Annotated in this window: 14 protein-coding genes; 9 read left to right on the top strand and 5 right to left on the bottom strand. The window is 48.3% G+C overall.

Features of this window, described 5'->3' with window-relative positions; genetic code table 11:
- The first annotated feature begins 104 nt into the window (after nt 1-104).
- Both PMI05_RS17950 and fumC read left to right on the top strand, forming a co-directional pair.
- On the top strand, nt 105-800 hold the full coding sequence (locus PMI05_RS17950) for an MgtC/SapB family protein (protein ID WP_007724607.1): 696 nt from the start codon (nt 105-107) through the stop codon (nt 798-800).
- Nucleotides 801-1,411: 611 nt separating this feature from the next.
- Nucleotides 1,412-2,800: a class II fumarate hydratase gene (gene fumC / locus PMI05_RS17940; protein ID WP_007724605.1), complete on the top strand. Its 1,389-nt coding sequence runs from the start codon at nt 1,412-1,414 to the stop codon at nt 2,798-2,800.
- A gap of 63 nt (nt 2,801-2,863) precedes the next feature.
- Here the strand turns inward: fumC and PMI05_RS17935 are convergent, their stop codons facing one another.
- Nucleotides 2,864-3,631: an SDR family oxidoreductase gene (locus PMI05_RS17935; RefSeq protein WP_007724604.1), complete on the bottom strand. Its 768-nt coding sequence runs from the start codon at nt 3,629-3,631 to the stop codon at nt 2,864-2,866.
- Nucleotides 3,632-3,830: 199 nt separating this feature from the next.
- Here PMI05_RS17935 and PMI05_RS17930 point away from each other — a divergent pair, with 199 nt between their 5' ends.
- From PMI05_RS17930 to PMI05_RS17905, 6 genes are all read left to right on the top strand, one after another.
- The gene (locus PMI05_RS17930; protein ID WP_238543321.1) at nt 3,831-4,520 is read left to right on the top strand and encodes a response regulator transcription factor; all 690 of its coding nucleotides are present in this window, start codon (nt 3,831-3,833) and stop codon (nt 4,518-4,520) included.
- On the top strand, nt 4,510-5,619 hold the full coding sequence (locus PMI05_RS17925) for a cell wall metabolism sensor histidine kinase WalK (protein ID WP_007724601.1): 1,110 nt from the start codon (nt 4,510-4,512) through the stop codon (nt 5,617-5,619). Before PMI05_RS17930 ends, PMI05_RS17925 begins: the two co-directional genes overlap by 11 nt.
- A 114-nt stretch (nt 5,620-5,733) precedes the next feature.
- Nucleotides 5,734-6,627 carry a D-alanyl-D-alanine carboxypeptidase family protein gene (locus PMI05_RS17920; RefSeq protein ID WP_007724599.1) on the top strand — a complete coding sequence of 298 codons (894 nt, stop codon included), beginning with the start codon at nt 5,734-5,736 and terminating at the stop codon, nt 6,625-6,627.
- Nucleotides 6,620-7,165, top strand: a complete 546-nt coding sequence (locus PMI05_RS17915; protein ID WP_007724598.1) for a VanZ family protein — start codon at nt 6,620-6,622, stop codon at nt 7,163-7,165. Before PMI05_RS17920 ends, PMI05_RS17915 begins: the two co-directional genes overlap by 8 nt.
- Before the next feature lie 399 nt (nt 7,166-7,564).
- A complete protein-coding gene (gene recQ, locus PMI05_RS17910; protein WP_007724594.1) occupies nt 7,565-9,340 on the top strand; it encodes a DNA helicase RecQ in 1,776 nt (591 codons plus the stop codon).
- Nucleotides 9,341-9,494: 154 nt separating this feature from the next.
- The gene (locus PMI05_RS17905; RefSeq protein WP_007724588.1) at nt 9,495-11,483 is read left to right on the top strand and encodes a bifunctional UDP-sugar hydrolase/5'-nucleotidase; all 1,989 of its coding nucleotides are present in this window, start codon (nt 9,495-9,497) and stop codon (nt 11,481-11,483) included.
- A gap of 69 nt (nt 11,484-11,552) precedes the next feature.
- On the opposite strand, the gene lplT is transcribed toward PMI05_RS17905, so the two are convergent.
- From lplT to PMI05_RS17885, 4 genes are all read right to left on the bottom strand, one after another.
- Nucleotides 11,553-12,743, bottom strand: a complete 1,191-nt coding sequence (lplT, locus tag PMI05_RS17900) for a lysophospholipid transporter LplT (protein ID WP_007724586.1) — start codon at nt 12,741-12,743, stop codon at nt 11,553-11,555.
- Nucleotide 12,744: 1 nt separating this feature from the next.
- A complete protein-coding gene (locus tag PMI05_RS17895) occupies nt 12,745-14,853 on the bottom strand; it encodes an AMP-binding protein (protein ID WP_007724581.1) in 2,109 nt (702 codons plus the stop codon).
- Nucleotides 14,854-14,961: 108 nt separating this feature from the next.
- On the bottom strand, nt 14,962-15,600 hold the full coding sequence (locus tag PMI05_RS17890; RefSeq protein WP_007724579.1) for a response regulator transcription factor: 639 nt from the start codon (nt 15,598-15,600) through the stop codon (nt 14,962-14,964).
- Between the two features lie 19 nt (nt 15,601-15,619).
- Entirely contained in the window at nt 15,620-16,999 is a 1,380-nt protein-coding gene (locus PMI05_RS17885) for a HAMP domain-containing sensor histidine kinase (protein ID WP_007724577.1), read from the bottom strand.
- 215 nt (nt 17,000-17,214) lie between these two features.
- Between PMI05_RS17885 and PMI05_RS17880 the strand changes: the two genes are divergently transcribed.
- Nucleotides 17,215-18,972: a methyl-accepting chemotaxis protein gene (locus PMI05_RS17880; RefSeq protein ID WP_007724574.1), complete on the top strand. Its 1,758-nt coding sequence runs from the start codon at nt 17,215-17,217 to the stop codon at nt 18,970-18,972.
- The last annotated feature ends 18 nt before the right edge of the window (nt 18,973-18,990 follow it).

Below are 18,990 nucleotides of genomic sequence, written 5' to 3'. Positions count from 1 at the left end.
TGAAGAATGAAAGCCCCGTTTACACTAGATGAAAGACCAGATATACTTCTTATCATAGACGATGGAAGATAACCTGACATCAATGCAGATGGGGGGAGAGACTCATGTCACTCTCGGTATTCACGACGTATGATTTTTTGCTAAAACTAGGAGTTGCACTATTTCTAGGCTTGATGATTGGTATGGATCGGCAGCTCAAGCACAAGCCGCTGGGTGTAAAAACCAGCATGGTTATTTCGGTTGCGAGCTGTCTCATTACGATTGTCTCGATTGAATCCGTGCATCGGTTCTCCGTTCCTGGACACACGAATATGGACCCGCTGCGCTTGGCTGCTCAAATTGTGAGCGGTGTAGGTTTCCTTGGGGCTGGTGTTATTCTACGCCGGAGTAATGATGTCATTTCGGGTTTGACCACAGCATCGATGGTCTGGGCAGCTTCTGGACTTGGGATTGCAGTAGGAGCAGGATTTTATTTTGAGGCAGTGACCGCGACGCTCCTCATTATTTTGGCGATTAATTTGTTCCCGATCATTCTTCGCTTGATTGGTCCAGAATCGCTTAGACAAAGAGATTTGTCGATCAAGATTGTGGTCGAAGGCGGGGGCGATTTGGATTTGGTGTTCAAGCAGATTAAGCACCTCGAACTGCAAGTCAAGCGGGTGAAGGTCAAAGACTTGGACAATAGTTTGCAAAAGCTGGAAATGATGATTACAGCATCGGAAAATACGTATACGACGGATATATACAGCTTGCTGAAGGCCGTCGATCATGTCATTTCGGTAGAAGTAGAAAGCAGATAATAAGGAATACTAGAAGACGGAGGCCATGTGTGGCTTTCGTCTTTTTTATTTCAAGTGGCTGTAGTGAGGGAAGAAGCGCATTTCCAGTCTACGCTTCGGCCTCCGCCCTGCTGATGGTGAAGACTGTCCGCTCCGGAAAAAATGGCGGGAGCGCTTCAAACGTAGATGTTTCGAAGAAGGATTTCATAAGTGAAGCTGAAATTCCCCGCCATTTTTCCCTGCGCTGGGTCGGGCTCCAGAGGCGCTTGGACTGGAAATGCGCTTCTTCTACGCGGCTTTTGTTTACTTCTTGAAAGGGTGCTCATGAAGTCTCCCTGAATCACTTACAAAACGTTGTAAAAGCTCCTACTACACTCAATCGATGCGAAAGCACTGTCACATGTCTGGAAGGAGACCGCCCGAACGAAGAGAGGATACAGGCGACTGGAAGACATGTGGCAGGGCTTCCCCCGACCCCAACCGTTTGAGGGCAACATTATTTTTCATTTTTCCAGAAAAAACACTTCATCCCTTGATAACAAGAATGAAAATCATTATCATTTTAATAGAGAAGAACTGCTTCATTTCCTTTTTGACATAAGTAAAATGTTCGATATTGAGGAGGATGCGAGATGGAATTCAGAATTGAAAAGGACACGATTGGAGAAATCAAGGTTCCGGCGGATAAGCTGTGGGGCCCCCAAACACAACGCAGCTTCCAAAACTTTGAAATCGGCGAAGAAAAAATGCCGCTTCCACTGATTCGCATGTTTGCCATCCTGAAAAAAAGCGCTGCTCTAGCGAATCAAAAGCTGGGCAAGCTCGACAATGAAAAGTCAGAAGCGATTGTGGCGGCAGCAGATGAAGTGATCCAAGGAAAATGGGATGAGCATTTCCCGCTGGTTGTCTGGCAAACTGGCAGCGGCACGCAATCCAACATGAACGTCAACGAAGTCATTGCTCACCGCGCGAACCAATTGCTGCAAGAGAAGGGCAGCTCGACTCGCATCCACGCCAACGATGATGTGAATAAATCGCAGAGCTCCAATGATACATTCCCGACAGCGATGCACATGGCTGGACTGGTCGCTATCGAGGAGCAAGTACTGCCTGCAATTAAGCTGCTACAAGCAACGCTGAAAGAAAAAAGCGAAGCCTATATGGATATCATCAAAATTGGTCGTACGCATTTGCAGGACGCGACTCCGCTGACGCTGGGCCAAGAATTCAGCGGTTGGGTACGCATGCTGGAAAAATCGGAAAAGATGATCAAGGAGAGCAATGAGTACCTGCGTGAGTTGGCGATTGGCGGTACAGCGGTAGGAACAGGCATCAATGCGCACCCGCGCTTCGGTGAAATGGTCGCAGCAGAAATCAGCAAGGAAACCAACCACCAATTCGTGACCGCAGAAAACAAGTTCCACGCGCTGACCAGCCATGACGAGCTTGTTCATGTACATGGCGCCCTGAAAGCACTGGCTGCGGATCTGATGAAAATCGCCAACGACGTGAGATGGCTGGCGAGCGGCCCACGTTGCGGAATCGGTGAACTTATCATTCCGGCGAACGAGCCAGGCAGCTCCATCATGCCAGGGAAGGTGAATCCGACACAAAGCGAAGCGATGACGATGGTCGTATGCCAAGTGATGGGCAACGATGCTGCCATTGGCTTTGCTGCTAGCCAGGGGAACTTTGAACTGAATGTGTTTAAGCCAGTGATTATCTACAACTTCCTGCAATCCGCAAGATTGTTGGCAGACGCGATGAAGTCCTTCAATGACAATTGCGCAGTAGGTATCGAGCCTGATCTGACAGTGATCAAAGAAAACCTGAACAACTCGCTGATGCTGGTGACGGCACTGAACCCGCATATCGGCTATGAAAATGCGGCAGCAGTTGCGAAGCTGGCTCACAAAGAAGGCATCACACTCAAGGAAGCGGCGATCAAGAGCAATTTGCTGACCGAAGAGCAATTCGATCAAGTCGTGCGTCCTGAACAAATGATTCATCCAAAAGAATAGCATCTTCATAAACAAAACCGATGGTCCCGTGATTGTGGCCATCGGTTATTTTTTTAAGAACCATTACAGATGCGATCCGCCACTGGCGTCAATCAATTGACCGGTTACCCAACGGCTGTCCGAGGAAGCGAGAAAGGCGGCAATATCCGCTACATCACCAGGCTCTCCCCATCTGTTGAAGGTGGAAAGTCCAGCGGCGTACTTCTGCCCATCCGGATTATTTTGCAACGTGCCGGCATTCATCTCCGTGTTAATAATGCCAGGCAGGATCGCGTTTACCGTAATGTGACGGCTCCCCAGTTGTTTAGCCAGAGCTAGCGTTAGTGTGTTAACAGCCCCCTTCGATATACTATAAGTGAACACACTTGGGGAAGCTGCACGAGTCACAAAGGATGAGAGATTGATGATGCGGCCTTCCTCTCTTAAGCGAGGCAAAGCTTGTTGGATCATAAAAAACGGCGCTTTGACATTGATGTTCATGACCTCGTCAAACGATTCCTCGGTAGCCTCTTCCAATGTTAAGATTTGTCCGATCCCAGCGTTATTGACGAGAATGTCAAAACGATGATCTCCTGTACGTTTCTGCAGTGCTTCGTCCAATGTCGCATATAAATCGCGAATGCCATCAAGGGTACGCAAGTCCGCACCGATTGCGAAAGCTTGGCCTCCCGTTCGTTCAATCTCATGTACGACTGCTTCTGCTTCTTCTTGTCGTCTTCCATAGTGTACGACGACCAATGCGCCATCCTGTGCCAGACGTAATGCGATGCCACGACCAATCCCACGGCTTGCTCCGGTTACCAATGCAATTTTCCCTTTTAAATTACTCATGGTTTCATCTCCCTTGATTGAAATTCAAGTTAGTTATAACACAAGGGGATGTTTGAAATATTGCTCTCTCATTCGCTCGGTTGGTCTCGTGAACGGAATGGCGATAATGTTAGAGAACAATTACTTGCTTTACCTTTTCTTTAACAATTCTTGTTATAGTGATGCTATCTATATCTACCATGTACGAGTTCGGAGGTGTTTGTCCGTGAGGATTTTGATTGTAGATGACGACAAAGAGATTGTAGAGCTGATGGCGATATATTTGAGCAACGAAGGGTATGAGATCGAAAAGGCTTTTGACGGTCTGGAAGCGATGGAGAGGCTGGGGCAGAAGCCGATCGATCTCGTCATTCTGGATGTGATGATGCCGAATCTGGATGGGCTGGAAGTTACCAAGCGAATACGAAAAAACTCGACCATCCCCATTCTGATGGCGAGTGCCAAAACGAATGATATGGACAAAATCCTGGGCTTGATGACGGGCGCAGACGATTACGTGGCGAAGCCGTTTAATCCGCTGGAAGTGATTGCGCGGGTCAAGTCTCTCCTGCGACGGTCGAACTACACGCAGCCAAGCAAACAGGATCATGTGATTGAGGCGGGGCCATTGATTATCGACAAGCAAAGTCACTTCGTGCAGACAAAAGAAGGCACCCCGATCAAGCTGACGGCATTGGAATTTTCCGTCCTGCATCTTCTGGCAAGTCATCCGAATCGAGTATTCAGCTCGGAAGAAATTTTTGACCGCTGCTGGAAAATGGAGAATTTCGTTTCCTACAAGACGGTGATGGTTCACATCAGCAACCTGCGGGAAAAACTGGAGAAGGCGACCAATGGCGAAAAGGTGATACAGACGGTCTGGGGGGTCGGCTATAAAATTGAAGCTTAGAGCCAAGGATTTTATCCGCATCCTTTTCGATTTGCTGCTTGGCCTCATGATCATCTACGCTGTTTTTCAGTTGGCTGCTTTTCTCGCTAACAACTATTTCTACAACATCCCGCAAATCAGAGATTACATCTGGAAGCTGCGGGTCAATTTCGATATCAATTCCTTTAAAATCCCGATTATTTTAATCGCGACGGGTATGTTTGTAGCGTGGTCTGTCATTCGTATCCGCAAGTACCTGGAACAAAAGCAGATGGAGCAAATCATAAACGAACTGCATTTCATTGCGAAAGGCAATTATCATCACCAGATTTCCATTCGTCCGAACGGCAGCTTGGGCCAAGTCGTCGATAGCATCCATGCTCTGGTCAAAAGCGCCTTGGATGCGATGGAGGAGGAGCGGCGGCTGGAACAATCGAAGGATGAATTGATTACCAATGTTTCCCATGATCTGCGAACGCCGTTGACCTCCATAATTGGCTACCTGGGACTGATTGAGCAGAACAAATACAAGGACGAGGAGAAGCTCAAGCATTACGCTCATATCGCCTATGAAAAGGCCAAACAGATGAACGTACTCGTCAATGATTTGTTTGAGTACACGAAGGTCCGCAATCGCGGGGCGTATTTGAAGCGAACGCAGTTTGACTTGGTAGAACTGGTTGAGCAAGTATCGGTCGGCTTTCGACTCGTGGCGAATGAGGCAGGGCTGCGTTTAATCGTAGATACGCCTGATCAAAAAATCGAAATGGCGGGAGATACCGACAAGCTCGTTCGTGTTCTGGAAAACCTCATTTCCAACGCTGTGAAATACGGACGCGATGGTACGGAAATTATCATTCGCGTCTTTCAGCAAGGAGAAGGTATCGCGATTTCTGTCGCCAATAACGGAGCGCCGATCCCGGCTGAATATGTGCCGAGCTTGTTTGAACGCTTTTTTCGGGTGGAGGGCTCACGCTCGAAAGAGACAGGAGGCTCGGGTCTCGGTCTCGCTATCGCCAAAAGCATCATCGATCTGCACCAAGGCAGCATTTCCGTCGAAAGCACAAACGAATGTACAACCTTTACCGTTTGGCTACCACGTACAATTTCAAGCATTTGAGAAAAGCTTTACTTTTTCTTTACCTTTCGTTTCCGTTAATTTTAATCGAAAAGTCTATCCTGACTGCATGAAGGTTACAGCCTTTGTTTTTGCAGATGTAGGAGGGCTTTTTTTATGAGGAAAACAACATGGGCTGTGCTCATGCTGACCATATTCGTCGGGTTGACGCTTTTGCGCGATTCAGACTCAGTAGAAGCAGATTGGAAATTCCAAGGACCCATTACGCTAACGGAAAAAACATACGAGAAGGTCGATGCACAGGCAGCGATTCTGTTGGATAGCCAGACAGGAGAAATCATGTACGAACAAAATGCCGATACGTCTTACCCGGTAGCAAGCATGTCAAAAATGCTGACCGAATATATGCTCCTCGAAGCCATTAAGGAAGAGCGAATCGATTGGGATGACGAGATCGTCGTATCTGGGAGTGCGGCTGCGACTGGGGGATCACGGGTCCATCTTGTCGCAGGAGAGGCCTATCCGATAAAAGACTTGTATGAAGCGATGGCGATTGGCTCTGCAAACAATGCAGCGGTGGCAATCGGCGAATATTTGGCGGGCAGCACCTCCGCCTTTGCGGAACAAATGAATTTGAAGGCAGCCGAACTGAATCTGAGGTCTTCCTCGTTTGTGAATACGACCGGATTGGATACTGGATATGGACAAAATGAAATGACAGCTCGCGATGTAGGAATGCTCGCGTACCACTTGCTCAACGACTTCCCCGATATTGTCAAATTGACGGTCGAGCCATCCGTGGAGCTGGCTTCCACCAAAGAGAATGTCGCTAATACAAACCTCATGCTCAATGGGGAAAACGCTGACTGGAGTGTCGCAGGGCTAGACGGGCTCAAAACGGGTTATACGACTGCTGCGGGGTATTGCTTCACGGGTACAGCGAAGCGGGGGGACAAGCGGCTCATTTCTGTCGTAATGGGCGCTGAAGAAGATGCCACTCGTTTTACAGAGACAAAAAAGCTAATGGAGAGAGGGTTTGACAATGGATAACGTGCAAAAAATGGAGAGACCGACAGAACTGCTTGCTATTGCTGGTTATGCAGTGTTTGCCCTTTACTTGTTTCTCGTCGTGAAGGTACTGCTGTTTAAATTCGGCAGTTTGGATGTCACCTTGCTATTAGATCAGTGGAAAATCATTTGGAGCGATCCGTCTGTGATTGTGGAGCGGTTGCGCTACCGAAGTAATTTGGTGCCGTTTCATGAAATCGAAAACTATGTCAGATTGATTCGAAATAACCAAAGCTGGCATAGTGCGGTGAACTTCGTAGGCAACGTGATCGCCTTCATGCCACTAGGATTCCTGCTGCCACTCCTGTTTCCAAAAAAAGCCGGTTCCCTGTTCAGAGTCATCCTGCTATCCCTGATGCTTAGTCTCGGTGTCGAACTGACACAGCTCGTGATGGATGTAGGAACGTTTGATGTCGATGATTTGCTCCTGAATACAGCGGGCGGGATATTCGGGTATATCGTGTACTTGTTCATTTGGGTCATACAGAAAAAACGGTTCATCTATTCGGTAACTTCATAGGCTACTTATTAGGCACCCATGTGGTGCTTTTTTGATATTTGATAGTATGAGAGGTATCGATAAACGACCAAAGCTGGTGAGAAGAAAAAGCACAGGGCTCGCAGACCTTGACAACGCCTACCCAGTCGGAACTTAAAAAAGGGGACCACGCTTGTCGAACACCTCTTCCTTGAGAAACTTCCGCCCGTAGGGTGGCTTTGGCTCGACGGTCCCCTTTTTTAAGTGTAGACGGCCAGTGAATCCCTCCATGCTGGCGTGTCAGAGTCGAAGAGAACTGTGCTTTTTCTTCTCCTCCACCATGTTGACCCAAACACAGCAGCCCCCTTGTTTTGTCCCAATCCCTATGTTTAAACTAGTAGAAACCCATTGAAAATCTGTCGAAAGAGAAGGTGATTCTCTTTGTTAGATAAAGCACAAGAGATTTTACGAAAGTACTTTGGCTACGAATCATTTCGAGAAGGCCAGAAAAAAATCATCACGAGCCTGTTAGCTGGACATGACACCGTAGGCATCATGCCCACAGGTGGCGGGAAATCCATCTGTTATCAAGTCCCAGCGATGCTCCAGGACGGCGTAACCATCGTGATCTCCCCACTCATCTCGCTGATGAAGGATCAGGTCGACGTGCTGGTCAGCATGGGCATTCCCGCCACCCAAATTAACAGCTCACTGGATTATAGCGAGGTTCGCGACCGACTGCGTATGGCGGCTCGAGGAGAGTACAAGCTGTTGTATATCGCTCCAGAGCGTTTGGAATCCGAGGCGTTCCAAAACCTGATTCAGGATGTACCGATTTCGTTTATAGCAGTGGACGAAGCGCATTGCGTCTCGCAGTGGGGGCACGATTTCCGTCCGAGCTATTTGGCGATTGCCCGTTTTCTTCAATCCTTGCCACAGCGCCCACTCGTCGCAGCCTTGACGGCGACAGCGACTCCGGAAGTAACAGAGGACATCAAGCTACAGCTACAATTACAGGACGAGCGCCTTTTTATCACAGGGTTTGGTAGAGACAATCTCATCTTGTCTGTACGCAAGGGGGAGAACCGTAGAGAATTCATTCAGGCGTACTTGCGAGCGAATAAGCAGCAGGCGGGCATTATTTATGCGGCAACGAGAAAAGACGTGGACGCCTTGCATGCAGATTTGGACAAGCGTGGCTTTGCTGTGACCAAATACCATGCAGGACTGACGGAAGAGGAGCGTGCGGCCAATCAGGAAGCATTCCTGTACGATGATGTCCGGACGATGATCGCGACCAACGCATTTGGTATGGGCATCGACAAGTCCAATGTGCGCTACGTCATTCATTACAACATGCCGAAAAACCTGGAGGCGTATTACCAAGAAGCAGGCCGTGCGGGACGCGATGGGGAGCCAAGTGAGTGTATTCTACTGTTTCAGCCACAGGATATCCAGACGCAAACGTTTTTCATCGAGCAGAATCAACTGCTGGACGAGCGCAAGGAGCTTGAGTACAAAAAGCTGTACGCGATGATCGACTATTGCCGGACGCCGCGCTGCTTGCAGCAAAATATCGTGCAGTACTTCGGCGAAACAGATGCTGCCGTATGTGGACGATGCGCGAACTGCACCGATGAGACTGAGCTGTCCGATATTACGCTCGAAGCGCAGAAGATTTTCTCCTGCGTCAAGCGTATGAGAGAGCGCTTCGGTGCCGCACTCGTCGCGCAGGTACTCAAAGGCTCCAAGAATAAAAAGGTTACCCAGTTTTCCTTCGATCAGTTGCCTACGTACGGTCTGATGAAGGAATACAAGGAAAAAGAGATCGCAGACTTGATCCAGCTCCTCATTGCCGAAGGCTATTTGCAAGTGACGGAGAGCCAATATCCAATCGTAAAGCTGGGGGAGCGGGCATTGCCAGTTCTGCGGGGCGAAGAGCGCGTCGTGCAAAAAATCGCGATACGTCCTGTGCAACTGACAGAGGATGACGAGTTGTTCGAGCATCTGCGTGCATTGCGCAAGGAAATCTCGACACGACAAAAGGTACCACCGTACGTGATTTTCCCAGACAGTACCTTGAAGGAAATGAGCAGTGTTTGTCCGACTGACAAACAGGCCATGCTCCAGATCAAAGGAGTAGGCGAGGCGAAATTCGAGAAGTACGGAGAACTCTTTTTGGAGTGTTTGCAGAACTATGCAGCGATCAAGTCGTGACATTTACGTCACGGCTTTTTTTGCTATTTTTCCTTTCATATGCCTGCTATAGTTAGATAGCAAACCAGAATTTTCATACATAAAAGAATAGGAGGACAATAAGAGTAACACCATTGAGGGCACTGACAGATTAAGAGAGACAGAGGGGAAAATTATGAAAAAACTAGCGAAGGGCTTATTAAGTGTAGCACTTACAACTATGGTGCTAGGCAGTGCGATGATGGGGATCGCCGCACCGGTAAAGGCCGCAGAAACACCTACCAAAATTACGTTGCTGGGTACATCTGACATTCACGGACGATTCATGCCGTGGGATTATGCTCTGGATGGCCCGAATCCAAATGGCAGCATGACGCAGTTGTTCACGATGATTAAAGAGATTCGCAAAGAAAATCCGAACACCGTGTTGCTGGATGCAGGCGATTCGATCCAAGACAACTCGGCAGAGCTGTTCAACGACCAACCGCAGTCTCCTATCATGGTCGCGATGAACGAAATGAACTATGACGCGTGGGCTTTTGGCAATCATGAATTTAATTTTGGACTCGATGTATTGGATAAGGTCAGTAGCCAATACAAAGGCTCTGTTTTGGCAGGGAACATTTACAAGGAAAATGGCGAGCGTTTCTTGCCTGCGTACACGATCATTGAGCGTGGCGGTGTAAAAATCGGCGTCATTGGGATGAACACGCCGATGATTACTGATTTCGAAAAAGGAACCGATCATCTGGATGGCCTCGTGATCAAAAATCCGGTAGAAGAAACCAAGAAAGCCGTAAAAGAGTTGGAAGGCAAAGTAGACGTCATGATCGGTCTCATGCACATGGGCATCGAGAATGAAAACGGTATTCCGGGTACGGGCGTAGCAGATATCGCAAACGCCGTTCCAGAACTGACTGCGATTTTTGCAGGTCACATGCACAAGCTCGTGAAAAAGGAAGAGATCAACGGCGTCCTGATCACAGAGCCAGACAAATACGGTACGCATCTCTCTCGCATTGACCTGACTTTCGAAAAGAAAGACGGCAAGGTCGTGCTGACTAACAAGGAAGCGACTGCGGTCCCTGTAAAAGGCGCAGATGGCACACCAGCAGTATCCGATGCAGCGCTGGAGACCAAGCTCAAGCCTTTCCATGAGTTCGCACGTGCAGATGCCAACATCGTCGTAGCAGAGCTCAAAGGCATGAACCTGGTACCGAAAAACGAGGTCGAGGGCATCCCGACGGTACAAATTCAGGAGACGCCGCTATCCGACTTTTTCCATGAAGTGATGCTCTACTATAGCAAAGCAGACGTGGTTGCTCACCAGATCGATAACGACAAAGCAAAGCTGGACGTAGGTCCGATCAAGAAAAAGGATATCGCCTACAACTACCAATATGCGGGTGGCGAGATTACCGTTTACAAAGTAACCGGAAAAGACTTGAAAGACTACATGGAATGGGCTGTGGGCTACTTCAATTCCACGCGCCCTGGTGATGTGACAGTTAGCTTTGATCCAAAACGCCGCGCTTCCAAATACAGCACCAACGATTTCTTCGGTGGCGTGAAATACGAAATCGACCTGACCAAGCCATACGGTAGCCGCATCACGAACCTGCGCAAGCTCGATGAGACACCGATCAAGGCTGAAGATACCTTGAAGCTCGGAATGAACTCATACCGGATGGAAGCTTTGCAGGCAAAAGGTGGCGCATTGGAAGGACGCAAGTTCGAACAGCTGTGGTCTTCCAAAGACAACAGTGCGTTTGGTGAAACGGGTGGAACGATCCGCAACCGTGCTATTGCGTACCTGAAAGAAGTGAAAAAGGGCGTTTACGAGCCAAAAGTACAAAACAACTGGAAGATTACAGGTGTGGACACCACAGCACCTGAACGCAAGGACATAGTTGAGCTGATCAATGCAGGCATTCTGAGCGTTCCGAAAACAGCGGATGGCAAATACACCAATATCGCTTCCATCAACATAAAGGACGCGGTAACTAAAGAAGAAATCACCGAGCTGTCTGCAAAAGCAAAAGTCGATGCAGCGAAGTTCGCGACAATCAAAACAAAAGGTGAATTTTATCATCAACTGAACGAAGCAAGAAAGGCTACAGAGAAATCGGTCACACCGCCAACCAAAACGCAGCAAAAGAAATAACAGAGATGAGCGCAAGAAAGCCGTGACGCGAGTAGTCACGGCTTTTTCTTTTTCTATGACGCCAATCTGTCAACGAACAATTCTTCTGCGATACTTTACCAAGTACAATAGGAACCCGAGCAACAGCAACCCTTGACCAACAATCGCACCAGAGACGGAGATGCCGATATAGGTGATCAGGTAGTAAATGCCGGAGCCTACTGCCATTAGCAGATTCTCGATGAAGTTCTGAATCGCAATCGTTTTCCCGGAACCGACCATCCGCTTGCCTTCGTCCTGCAAGACGGTATTCATCGGGATAATGAACACGCCGCCCATGAAACCGACGAGAAGCAATAGACAGATGGCAACAAAGGTGATGTTCGTCCAAGGGAATAGCACGATGATGAGAAACATTCCGAATCCGTATGTCAGCGATCGAGTGAAATGAGACAAAGGAATGAGCTTGGGTGCGAGAAAAGCTCCGGCAATAATTCCGATGGATGTCGTTGCGAGAATCAGCGATACAGAGAAGCTCTCCGGGTTAATCCCAAGCGCGAGGGGAATCCAGGCCAGAACGGCCACGCGCAGGACAGCAGAGGACATCCAGAACGCTCCGGTTCCAATCAGGGCAAAACTCGTTTCTGGGCGATTCATCAGGTGCTGGAAGTCGATGAAAAAGCGTCGTGCTTCTGCCCCATAGCGAATGGATGCATCCCCTCTCATACGAGGAATGAAGAAAGTCATACCAAGCGACAGTAGATAGATCAGCAGACAAATTCCTGACGAGATTAGCGGCGCTGTCATGTTCGCGATGGCTCCACCACCACCGATTCCTGTCAAAATCGCAAAGATCGTATAGGCTTCGATGCGTGCATTCGCATGAAACAGTTCATCTTCATTTCGAGTCAGCTCCGGCAAGATTCCATACTTGGCCGGAGAATACACGACCGCTCCGACTCCTACTGTGAAGTAACACAACATCAGCATCAAGATGCTCGACTGATCAATGAAAAACAGCAGGACGACACCAAGCGCTTTAATCAGGTTGCCGATCACCAGCACGATAGACTTGGCATGCTTGTCGGCAAAAGGCCCAACCAGTGGAGCGAGAAAGACGTAAGGAAGAAAGAATGAAATAGATACGAGTGCAAGCATCGCGGGAGAAAAACCGTTCTCCCGCAGCAGATTCGCGATGACAAACAAAATCATGTTGTCGGCAAAGGCCGATAGAAATTGAGTGAAGTACAGGGCTTGTAGTGGTTTTAATCGTATGTTCACATCATTTTCCTCCCGTTTCGGCCAACTGTTTCAGACTGACGTAATCCGTTTTGCCGCTACCGAGAAGTGGTAGAGCTTTGATTACTTGCATCGTACCTGGTATGAGCAGTGGCGAGTATTGTTTTTCCGTCAAATACGCGCGCAATTGGCTCAGCTGAACCGATTCATCTGTGGTAAAAAGCAGGACACGCTCACCTTTTCGCTGATCATTCACTGTGATCGCAGCAAAACCAGAGTGTCCGAAGCATTGCATAGCCAGTTCTTCAACCAGATTGAGCGAAACCATCTCGCCGCCGATTTTGGCGAAGCGCTTCAGACGGGATTGGATGCTGAGAAAGCCGTCCTTGTCAGCTGTAACCAAATCACCTGTGTGGTACCATTCCTCAGCGGGAACAAAGCCTTTTCCGTGAATCATATAACCCTTCATGACGTTTGGACCCTTCACCAAAAGCTCTCCGCCAGCATCGATTCCTTCTACTGCTTCCAGCTTGGCGGACATTCCTGGCATTAAACGCCCGACGGTTCCTGGTTTATTAGCCAGCGGGGTGTTGAGCGACAGGATCGGTGCTGTTTCCGTTGCCCCATAGCCTTCAAAAATCCGCACACCGAACTTTTCCATCCACAGATTGCGAACATCGTCCTTCAGTTTTTCTGCTCCTGCAAATACGTAGCGCAGGGAGTAGAAGTTGTAAGGGTGGGCCATACGTCCGTAACCAGCCATAAAAGTTGAGGTTCCGAAGAGAATCGTTGCGTTTTGATCATAGACCAATTCCGAAATCGCCTTGTAATGCAACGGACTTGGGTACAGATAGACTGGAATTCCTTTGACGACTGGCACAAGCGTTCCTACGGTTAATCCGAAGCTGTGGAACATCGGCAGTGCATTGAAAAACTTGTCGCGACTCGTGATATCGATCACGCTGGTCACTTGTTGGATGTTTGCGTACAGATTCGTATGCGTCAGGATGACACCTTTTGGCTTGCTCTCACTACCGGAGGTGAAGAGGATCAGCTCGTTCTTAGCCGCTGAAGCTTTTTTCTTCCGCAAATAAGAGAAGAGTGCAGACACTTTGTCAAAAGCAGTCGCGGATGCTTTCAAATCCTCGAGATAAATAATTTTCATGCTCGGTGAAAGACCTGCGATGATGTGTTCCAGCTTTCCTTTTTCAATGAATACACGCGAGGTCAGGATCGTATCGATATGAGCAGTCTCACAGCAATCCAGAAGCGAACGAATGCCAAGTGAAAAGTTCAGGATGGCTGGAGTGGTTCCGATGCGGAACAACGATAGTAACGTTACGAGATGACCTACTGAATTGGGAAGGAATATACCGACAACCGGTTTTCCTAAGAGTATTGGCTGCAATTTATTGCCGAGTAAGTAGCTGCCGATTAACAAGGTCTTGTAGTCGATCGCTGACGTCAGATCCTTGGCGATTTCCATTTTTGCACCATTCAGGCGAGCTGCTTCGAGAACTTCATCAAACAGATTCACGTTTTGTTTCATCCTGCTCTCGAACAAGCCTTCTTGGAGAATACGCAGAATACGATCATTGGCCGTGGCTTTTTGTTCGCGCATCGATAGGTTCTGATCGCGCTCGATGGTGAACGGAGTGCCTACTGTCATGGTCACATCTGGGAACCAGGAGAGCTTCAGCTTACCTTTCAAGTACGAGAAGATCGAACGTTCCAGGCCTTTAATGATGATCGGGTAAACCGTTACGCCAGTTCGCAGAGCGAGATAGCCGACACCACTGTAGATTTTCATGATACCGCCCGTCGTGGTGATCCGACCTTCTGGAAAAATCACCAGCGTATGTCCGTTGCGGAGGACGCGGAGCATGTGGCGGATGGAGTACGGGTTGAGCGGGTCAATCGCGATATGCTTGCGAAAGCGGAGAAAAAACGCAAACCGCTTGGCGATCTCCGTGTTGACGACAAAGGTCGCTTCTTTTGGCAAGCAAAAGGATAGGAGTACCGCATCTAGCAAGGAGACGTGATTGGGGGTGATAAGAGATGGCTTCGACAAGTCGATTTTGGAGAGTCCAAGCACACGAGGACGAAACCACAGCATCAGTATCGATTTTAAGAAAGAATAAATAAGGGCCATGTGGACCACACCTTTACAAGGGATAATGTCGTTGCTCTATAGCTTTCATTGTAAGGAGTGGAGCATGTAAAAAAAGTACCAACATTCATTGGTACCTGGTAATAAGACCTAGAATAGCTTTTTTTGGCTGGCTTTTGCGGCGGCTTCCTTGCTTGTTTTGACGCCCATTTTTTTGAGGATTCGGTTGATGTGATTTTTGATCGTACGCTTCGTGATGTGGAGAGATTGTTCAATCTGCGTTTGCGTATGACCTTGGTGGATTAGTTGTAGGATATCCCTTTCTGCGGGAGATAACAGTTTTTGATTTTCATCGTTTTTCAAACGCAAAAATTCGTTGCGCAGTGCCGCAGCTGCCGTAGGGTGAATGGCAGATTGGCTGTTGTGAGCAGCACGGATAGCGTCGGGAATTTCCTTGAAGCTCGATTTGCTGATGTAATTGACGGCACCCGCTGAGAAGGATTCCACGATCACTGCCTCGTCTGTCAGAGAGGTGAGCATGATGATTTTACTATCAGCTTGGAGTGCCATGAATTCGATTGCCGTCTCGATTCCGTCCAGATTGTTCTCGGTCAAGTTAATGTCCATTAAGACGACATCCGCTTTGGCAGGCAAAAAGCGCTCGATTGCTTCTGCTTTGAACCCGGCCTCCCCTACTACAGTGAGATCCGGTTCTTTGTTCAGGAAGTCAATGAGACCTTTGCGCCAGACGGGGTCGTCCTCTACTAAAAATACCCTGATTGGATTCATGTTTGTGAGTGTCCTTTCGCTATTCAGAGTCGGTTATGATGACGCGCTTTTTCGGGAAGAACAGGAAAACGGTGGTTCCTTTGCCTTGCTCACTGTAGATTTCCAATTGGCCCTGATGTTTTTGCATGACATTGTAGCAGTAGGAGAGCCCAAGACCAAAGTTTTGTCCTGTCCTTTTTGTCGAGAAAAAAGGATCGAGTACATGAGGCAGGTTCTCTTTCGTAATGCCTGTGCCTGTGTCCGCGACAGTGATGATGAGATGCTTGTGGGACAAAAATAGCTGAAGATGAAGCTTGCCGCCCGACTTCATGGCTTCCAGCGCATTCATGCTCAAGTTGGTGATGACTTCGCGCAGTTGTACTCCATCGCCATACAAGCGAAGTGTTTCGTCCAATTCACTTACGACTTCTACCTGTTGTTTCAGGATATAGGGCGTCAGATTTTGTGTGACTTGCCCGATAATTTGGCCGGGGTCACATGGTTCTTCGCGCAGCTCGACGTCCCGCAGCTGGTTTTGAATCCGATTCATCATGTCCAGCATATGCTGCGAGGATTGCATCAGGACAAGCGCGTCTTCTTTTAGCGACGGCTGGTTGGTTTCATCCGCATATGTCTCGATACGGTCGGCATACAGCGAGATTTTGCCTACTTCATTTTTGATCGTATGGTTAATGATTTGGGCACCGGACGTCAAGGCGCGCAAGGTGCTGTCCAGACGTCTTTTTTCTACGCGGAGACGGACGCCAAGGAAGCCGTATTTCAAGCTGATGGCAACGATCAGGATAAACTGGATCGTGACTACGAGCATGTTGTAGCGCCAAGCCTCGTAATCGTTCTGGATACGCATGATGTAGATGAAAATAAAGACGAAAAACAACGGAATGATGATGAGTACGTTCGTGAAAAAGCTGTTCTTTTTCACGAGTGGGTCTTTTTCTCGCATGTACTGCACGACAAGCAGCGTACAGGAGAACAGAAAAAACGGAATCACCCATGCCACCATAATCCAGTAGTTAAAAAGCAGCTCGGGATAAACGGGTGTCATCCAAAGCATCCCAAGCGGCAGGATGAGAGCAACGTATTGTATCGTCAGTTTTACTCTGCGAGACAAAAATTCAGTTGAGTGTACAGCAAACATGAGAAACGTGTAGGGCAAACCCACTTGGCAAATAAAAGAAGAGATGCGACTTACCAATATCAGAGTGTTCGTGGTCCCGGGCTTTGCGGCCAGGTAATCTGCAAAATAGGGCATGATCGTCTCGTCAATCACGCCTGAGATAAAGCCCCCAGCCCCAACAAAGGCAGTCGCACAAGCCCAGCGGATCGACGTTCGTTTCGGGTCTGTGAACAGTACGAACAGACCTAATGCCCATATGGTAAACAAGATGAAAACCATCATGGATTTGCTATCTCCTGTCAATCATTATTTATCTATTATATCGTACATAAGTCAAAGGACACGGAAAAATTAAAGGATAGACAAGTGTGCAGGTGTTTATATTCAGAATATACATAGCTATCCGTAAGCTTCGAAATCGCCTATGATGGTAATCGTGCAATTAAAAGTAAGCGTCATCATTTGTTCATCATAAGGCACGGGGGAGAAGCGAGCGGATGGTATCATTCATGAAAAAGCATTTGATTGTCCGTATTTTGTGTGTCATCATCGCCGTTTTGATCTTACTTGCGGCGGGGAGTGTTGCTACACAGGTTGTGCAGACCAGATCCGCTGTGGAGGATGGAATCAATAGCTACAATTTGCGTATTGTGGAGAGCTACGCGGCTCAAATGAATACTGATCGATACGCTGAATTTTTAAGGCAGCCAGAGGAGACCGAGCTTTATTGGTCGTTACGTAAAGAGCTGGATGTGTTTCGAACGCAAATTGGAGCCATCTACGTGTATTTCGTACGGTTTGACGAGAACCAGGTTCCCAAAATTATGATTGATGGACGCCCGCCAAATGACCCTTCAGCTTCCCCAATCAATGAAGTGACAGATATGCCTCCTGCAGCTGTTCAGGCAGTTATGGCTGGTCAAAAGGCAAGCTCTCCGATCATCGAAAATCCAGAGTATGGAACGTACATATCTGCTTATGCACCGGTGAAGGACGCCAGCGGTTCGGTGATTGGCGCACTGGGTATAGATACGGATGTCGCCGTGTATGAGCAGCTCGTAACAAACGTGATCTGGAAAAGCACTCCTGTGTATGTGCTTATGCTTATCATCATACTTGCGGCAATTGGAGCGATTGTCTGGTTTGTGCAACGGGCGTTGGGGCCATTACATACGGTGAGGGCGAGCGCCGAGCAAATGGCATTGGGGGATTTGGCGAAAGCAGGGGCTATTTTGCGAGAAAAGCCTGTTCACTCCGAGGACGAAATTGGCACGGTCTATAAGGCGATGCTCACCATGTCCGAAAACTTGCATAGCCGTGTTCGTGGTTTGGTTGTCAATATGGAGAAGACCTCTGATCAGTTGGTTGTATCTTCGAAGGATTTAGCCAATAGTGCAGATCATTTGCTCGAGATGGGCCAGCACGTGAATGAAAATGTAAAGGCGATATACGAAGGGGCCAATTCGCAGATGAAAAGTGCAGCCGACAGTGCCACTGCCATCGAAGAAATTACGGTGGGCATTAGCCGAATTGCAGAGTCATCTGCAACCGTATCTGATGCTTCTGTCCATGCTCTCGAGATGGCTCATTCTGGTGATTTCGCGATGAAAAGAATGAATAGCCAAATGAAAGATATTTCGGATTCGGCTGCACAGACATTGGACATTGCTATGCAATTGAAGCACGATTCCAATCAGATTGAAAACGTACTTGGTACGATTCGCGGGTTCACCGAGCAAACCAAGATTTTGGCCCTGAATGCTTCGATTGAAGCGGCTAGAGCAGGAGAGCACGGTCTGGGCTTTACAGTGGTGGCCAAAGAGGTGAGCAAGCTGGCGGACGCCTCTGCAACGTCCGTACATCAAATTGCAGCTTTGCTAGACAGAATTTGCAGGGAGTCAGAGAAGATCAGTGAGGAAATGGAAAACGTGGCACGAGAAATCGAAACGGGTGTCGGTCTTTCTATCGAAGCAGAACAATCCTTCCTGCATGCAGTCCAGGCATTCCGACTCGTCAGTGAACAGGTGCAAGAAGTATCGGCTACAACGGAGGAGCTGTCCGCGGGGTCAGAAGAAGTGGCGGCTACTGTCAACAGCATTGCACAGATTGCAAGCCGAGTCACCGAACAAACGAATCAAATTCGAATGCTAACGAATCAGAACCTAGAAATGATGAAGCAGGTGCACAAGGCTTCCAGTTCGATGAATGACAATACGTTGGACATGAGACAAGCGATTCAACAAGTCAATGTGTAAAAAGTAAGGAAATAGAAG

Source organism: Brevibacillus sp. BC25 (assembly GCF_000282075.1).
In the GTDB taxonomy this organism is placed as follows: Bacteria; Bacillota; Bacilli; order Brevibacillales; family Brevibacillaceae; genus Brevibacillus.
The sequence above is the reverse complement of the archived record's forward strand: the minus strand, read 5'-3'. Positions and strand labels throughout refer to the sequence as shown.